The sequence below is a fragment of the Streptomyces sp. ATLC9 genome, from assembly GCF_057196705.1.
In genome coordinates this window covers 1-5232 of record NZ_JBXUOY010000332.1, presented here as the reverse complement: position 1 = coordinate 5232, position 5232 = coordinate 1, and the positions used below count along the sequence as shown (strand labels likewise).

The following is a 5232-nucleotide window of genomic DNA, read 5'->3' as shown; positions in this document are numbered from 1 at the left end:
GCGCGGGCCGGGGGGGGACGCGCGGAAGGGCGCGGGGGCTCGCCACCGGCCCGGCAGGCGGCGTGTCAGGCGGCCCGGGAGCCCGCGTAGACGCGTTCGCGCTCCCGCTCCGGCACGGCGGCCTGCTCCCGCTCCAGGTCCGCCTCGACCTCGGCGTGCAGGCGGTTGCAGGTGCGGCTGATCAGCCGGGAGACGTGCATCTGGGAGATGCCGAGCTGCTCGGCGATCCGGCTCTGGGTCATGTCGCAGAAGAAACGCAGGTAGAGGATCTTGCGTTCGCGCTCGGGCAGGTTGCGCAGCCGGGGCTTGAGCGACTCGCGGTAGACGACGAGGTCGAAACCGGGCTCGGCGCTGCCGAGGGTGTCCACCAGCGCGTAGCCGTCGTCGGCGCCGGGCAGCTCCGCGTCCAGGGAGAGGGTGCTGTAACTCTCCAGGGCCTCGGAGCCGATGCGCACCTCCTCCTCCGTCAGGCCGCTGTGTTCCGCTATCTCCCTGACACCGGGGGTGCGGCCGTCGAGGGAGTGGCTGAGCTGGCGGCTGGAGGCGCGTACGCGGTTGCGCAGCTCCTGCACCCGGCGCGGCACGTGCAGGCCCCACATGTGGTCGCGGAAGTGCCGCTTGATCTCGCCGACGATGGTCGGCACCGCGAAGCTCTCGAACGCGCTGCCGCGCGCCGGGTCGTAGCGGCTGACGGCCTTCACCAGGCCGAGGGCGGCCACCTGCTCCAGGTCCTCCAGGGACTCGCCGCGGTTGCGGAAGTGCCGGGCCAGGCGCTCGGCCATCGGCATCCAGGCCCGCACGACCCGCTGCCGCAGTTCCTCCCGCTCCGGGCCGTCCGGAAGCTCGGCGATGCGCTGGAACTCGGCGGTGGTGTCAGGGGCGTCGTCGTGCGGGTGCCGCGCGTGCTTTGCTCGTGCTCGTACGGGGGTCATGTGCGGTCTCTCCCGAACTGTGGACTGTGGCTCTGTGGGGGTTACCGCGGGACCGGGCACAGGGGACCGGGGCCGAAACACCCGGGGCGGGGAATGTCACCGCTCCCGCGGATGTGCCTGCGGTCCGAAGCACGAGGGTTCGGATGCCCGGGGCCCACCCCTTCAAACGATGTTTTTCACACCGGCACCCGGTTACCCGGTGTCCGCACCGCCGGACCTGTGGAGGACCGCGCACATGACCGAGTGCGGCTACTTCCCGGCTGTGAGGACCACGGACCGAACGAGCCGGTGCCGATCGACGTCTCCGGCTTCGGCCACGCGGCGATCGACCCGGCCGGGCGGGTGGCCGACTGGTTCGTCACCACCATGCCCGACGTGGAGGGGCTGGAGTGCTTCCGCCGCGGCGGCGGGGGCCGGGGCTCCGGGCACGGGCCGGCCTTCGCCGGGACGAAGGTCCGCCACGGCACCGACCGCGACGAGGCCGTGCGCACCGTCCACCACCGCCGGCCCAACACGTTCCCGCCCGGTGAACCGGGCCAGGTCCTGCCCACCCCGCCCACTTCGAGCGGGCCTCGCGACCGGTGACCGAGGAGACGGGGGCCGGCTCCGGGCTGCCGTGCGGCGGCGACCCCGAGGAGCACGTGAGCGCCCTGCGGGAGTTCGCCGACGCCGGGTTCGACGTGGTGCACGTCAACCGGATCGGCCCCGACCCGCGGAGCTTCCTCGACTTCTGCCGGAGCGACGTCCTGCCGCGGCTGAGGGACTGAGGCGGACAGCCGCCGGGCGGGCCGGGGTCAGTCCAGCAGCGCGCCGAAACCGCCCTCACGGGCGAGTCGTTCGAGTTCGTCCAGCGCGCGGCGTGCCCGGCCGGCCGTCTTTGGATCGCTCTCGGGCAGCCCGCTCCCGGCGAACTCGTCCTCGTCCAGGCGCAGCACCGCGGACCGGTCCGGCGAGACCCACAGGTCCAGCTCCAGGTCCCATGTGCTCAGCGTGTCCGGTGCGACGGCGGCGGGGCGGGTGACGTCGCAGTACCAGCCCTTGAGGACGCCGTCCGGGCCGCGCACCTCCTTGACCGAGAACCAGCGGTCGCGCCAGTAGTGCTCGGTGAACACATCCCCGCTCTCGAAGCGCACGAAGCCGAAGTCCCGCACCGGCGGGCCGGCCCAGGGCGCCCTCACCACCGCGTGGACGCCGTCGTCGCGCTCCACGGTCGCCGGGTAACGGACCTGCCGGTCACGGGACTTGTGCAGGACGACGGTCACCGTGCCCCCCGGTGCCAGAGTGGTTCCGGGGCGGGTGTACTCATCACTCATGGGTCCACCCTCCCCGACGGGTGACGGGGGGCGCACCCGGTTTTCGGGTGCGCCCCCGTCACGCCGTGCCGTGTGTTCGCCGCGCCCGGGGGCGTGCTTTGGGGCTCCGGCCGTCTTCCGGGCTGCCGCGGGTACCCGACCCGTCCAGGGTGGTACCCGGGTTCGGGAGCGGCTCCGGGCACGGTCCCTGACCTCCGTGCCCGGAGCCTTCTCACTCCCCCACAGGGCCGCTCGCTCGGCCGCAGTCCGGGTGCCCCCGCCTCCGGGGGGCAAACACCCGCTCACCCGGCCGTCACGGAGCCGCCACCACGCCGCCGTCTCCGCACCTCCGCGCCCGCCCGCTCTCACCGGCGGCTCCCCCACCTCACTCGGTGCGCGCCCGGGCGCCCTCCCTCGTGCGCCCCGCGGAGACGGCCCGGCCGGGATGGCGCCGCAGGTACTCGCCCTCCAGCTCGGCGGTGCGCCGGGTGTGCGCGGCGAGCGCGTCCGAGGAGCCGTGCAGCAGGGTGTCGTGCCGGGTCCGGTGCAGGGACTCCAGCTCCTCGATCAGCGCGGTCTCGGACAGCTTCTCCGGGTCTACTCCCATGCCCATGGTGCGATCGTCTCCTTCGTCGGCGTTCTCCGGCCCCGCTCCGTGTCTTTTGCACCGGTTCGGGTACCCGGAAACCCGTCCACCACAAGAAGGGAGAGCCCATGGAACTCGGATTCCTGAGCCCGGTCTTCGACCGTTCCGGCCCCTGGGCCTCGGTCTATTTCGACACCTCGTGGCTGACCGAGGACGCGGCGGCCCGCCACGAACTCGCCGCCCGCGAGGTCCACGACCTGCTGAAGAGCCAGGGAGCGGACGAGCGCACCCGCGAGGCGGTGTACGACGCCCTCCTGGCACTGCCGCGCAGCACGGCCTCGCCGGGGCGGGCGCTGTTCGCCACCGCGGGCGAGGTGGTGCTCGACCCCGCGCTGGCCCGGACGCCGAGCGGCGGCCCGCAGGCAACCTGGGGACCACTGCCGCACACCACGCCACTGCTGGAGTTGATGGACGCCGCCCCCACCTGCCTGCTGGCCCGCATCGACCGCACCGGTGCGGACCTGGAGCTGCGGGGCCCGTTCGGCAGGCGTGAGGCCGGCCAGATCCGGGGAGAGGACTGGCCGGTGCACCGCACCCCGAGCGCCGACTGGTCCGAGCGGCGGTTCCAGAACGCGGTGGAGAACACCTGGGAGCACAACGCGACCCTCATCGCGGAGAGCCTGAAGGCCCGCCAGGCCGAGACCGGCGCGGAGGTGCTGGTCCTGGCCGGCGACACCCGCGAGTGCCACGCCGTGCACGACAGGCTGGCCCCCGACTTCCGGGGCCCGGCCGTCATCGCCGAGCACGGGGTGCGCGCCCCGGGCCGCAACGCGGCGGCCGGCGAGGAGAAGCTGGAGAAGGAGGTGGAGGAGGCCCGCGCCTCGTACGCGCACCGTCACGCCGCCGAGGCCATGGAGCGGTTCCAGGCCGGACGGGTGCCGACCGACGACGGGAGGGTGGGCGCCGCCGAGGGGGTGCCCGCGCTGGTGGACGCCGCCCGCGAGCACCGCATCTCCGCCCTGCTGGTCCGACCCGACGGGCCCGACCTGCACCGCGAGGTGTGGGTGGGCGACGAGCCAGACCAGGTGTCGGTGCGCCGCACCGACATGCAGTACCTGGGCGAGACCCGTCCCGTCAGCGCCCGCGCGGACGACGCGCTGCTGCGGTCGGCGGTGGCCACCGGCGCCGAGGTGATCTCCGTGGGACCGCTCGCGGAGGAGCCCGGCACTTCCGGGGGGCTGCCGGTCGGCGGGCTCGGCGCACTGCTGCGCTGGCCCTACGGCGGGCCTCCGGCCGAGGGCGCGACGGGCGGTTCGGCCCCGGCCTAGCGCCGCGCCGACCAAGGTCCACCAGGGCCGCACACCCTACTGGAGTCCATATTTCGGAATAGAATTGCTCACATTTCAAGATGGTGCGGTACGGTGCGGGCATGCCGAGACCGAGCGCCGTGTACACCCGCGGCCACCATGAGTCCGTCCTGCGCTCTCCCACCGGTGGCGCACCGCGGCCAACTCCGCCGCCCACCTCCTGCCCGCCCCGGCCCCGGGCCTGTCGGTGCTGGACGTGGGCTGCGGCCCGGGCACCATCACCGCGGACCTGGCCGCCCTGGTCACGCCCGGGGAGGTGGTGGGGTGGACCGGGCCGAGGACGTCCTGACCGAGGCCCGGTCCACCGCCGCCCGCGGTCTGGACAACGTCCGCTTCACGCGAGCGCGGACGTCTGGTGCCTCGCCGCGGAGACCGACCGCGCCTGGTGGAGCGGTCTGTGAGCGGACCGCGCCACCGGCTCCGTCTACGCCGGCCTCGCCGTCGGGTGCGGGCACGCGGACCGGGCGGAGCTGGAGCGGATCGCCGCCGCCCGGCGCGAGTGGGGCGAGCGCCAGGCGGCTGGTTCTCGGTGCCGCACGGGCAGGTCCTGTGCCGGGCCTGAGACGGTACGGGCGCGCCCCGCGGGGCGCGCCTGACACCGTACGCGCCCCCAACTAGGCTCCTCACCATGGAGATTCTGGGTACTGCGCTGCGTGTGTGTGTCGACGACCTGGACGCGGCGGCGGGCGTGTACGAGCGGCTCACCGGTGCCGAGGCCATGCGGTTCACGCAGGGCCCCGTCTCGGCGGCCGCGGTCGGCCCCTTCCTGCTGATGAGCGGACCGCCCGGGCCGATGGAGGTCCTCAGCAAGGTCACCGCCACGCTGGCGGTGCGGGACGTGGAGGAGGCCGTGGCCGATCTGCGGGCCGTCGGCGCCGAGATCATCGCCGGCCCGCAGTCCACCCCCATCGGCCGGAACCTGGTGGCCCGCCACCCCGACGGCTCGGTCTTCGAGTACGTCGACCGCCGGCAGGTGGACTGAGACGGGGGGCCGAGACGGGGGGCTTCCGGAGCGTGGACAAGGGGAGCCCGCCTCTCGGCGGGCTCCCCTTGTC

Annotated in this window: 7 protein-coding genes and 1 pseudogene; 5 read left to right on the top strand and 3 right to left on the bottom strand. The window is 74.2% G+C overall.

Annotated elements, in window-relative coordinates:
* Nucleotides 1-65: 65 nt before the first annotated feature.
* On the bottom strand, nt 66-932 hold the full coding sequence (locus tag AC2CJA_RS23905; RefSeq protein ID WP_484604749.1) for a SigB/SigF/SigG family RNA polymerase sigma factor: 867 nt from the start codon (nt 930-932) through the stop codon (nt 66-68).
* Nucleotides 933-1220: 288 nt separating this feature from the next.
* Here AC2CJA_RS23905 and AC2CJA_RS23900 point away from each other — a divergent pair, with 288 nt between their 5' ends.
* Together AC2CJA_RS23900 and AC2CJA_RS23895 are read left to right on the top strand one after the other, a co-directional pair.
* On the top strand, nt 1221-1517 hold the full coding sequence (locus tag AC2CJA_RS23900) for a hypothetical protein (RefSeq protein ID WP_484604748.1): 297 nt from the start codon (nt 1221-1223) through the stop codon (nt 1515-1517).
* A complete protein-coding gene (locus AC2CJA_RS23895; protein ID WP_484604747.1) occupies nt 1514-1699 on the top strand; it encodes a hypothetical protein in 186 nt (61 codons plus the stop codon). The genes AC2CJA_RS23900 and AC2CJA_RS23895 overlap by 4 nt, the downstream gene beginning before the upstream one ends.
* Nucleotides 1700-1726: 27 nt before the next feature.
* Here AC2CJA_RS23895 and AC2CJA_RS23890 read toward each other — a convergent pair whose 3' ends face one another.
* Complete coding sequence (locus AC2CJA_RS23890) at nt 1727-2245, bottom strand: ribonuclease FAU-1 family protein (protein WP_484604746.1); 519 nt, start codon at nt 2243-2245, stop codon at nt 1727-1729.
* Between the two features lie 364 nt (nt 2246-2609).
* Complete coding sequence (locus AC2CJA_RS23885; RefSeq protein ID WP_241715065.1) at nt 2610-2837, bottom strand: DUF6158 family protein; 228 nt, start codon at nt 2835-2837, stop codon at nt 2610-2612.
* Between the two features lie 101 nt (nt 2838-2938).
* Between AC2CJA_RS23885 and AC2CJA_RS23880 the strand changes: the two genes are divergently transcribed.
* From AC2CJA_RS23880 to AC2CJA_RS23870, 3 genes and pseudogenes are all read left to right on the top strand, one after another.
* A complete protein-coding gene (locus tag AC2CJA_RS23880; RefSeq protein ID WP_484604745.1) occupies nt 2939-4138 on the top strand; it encodes a baeRF2 domain-containing protein in 1200 nt (399 codons plus the stop codon).
* Nucleotides 4139-4239: 101 nt separating this feature from the next.
* A pseudogene (locus AC2CJA_RS23875) lies at nt 4240-4739 on the top strand (methyltransferase domain-containing protein).
* A gap of 66 nt (nt 4740-4805) precedes the next feature.
* Nucleotides 4806-5159: a VOC family protein gene (locus AC2CJA_RS23870; protein WP_484604744.1), complete on the top strand. Its 354-nt coding sequence runs from the start codon at nt 4806-4808 to the stop codon at nt 5157-5159.
* The last annotated feature ends 73 nt before the right edge of the window (nt 5160-5232 follow it).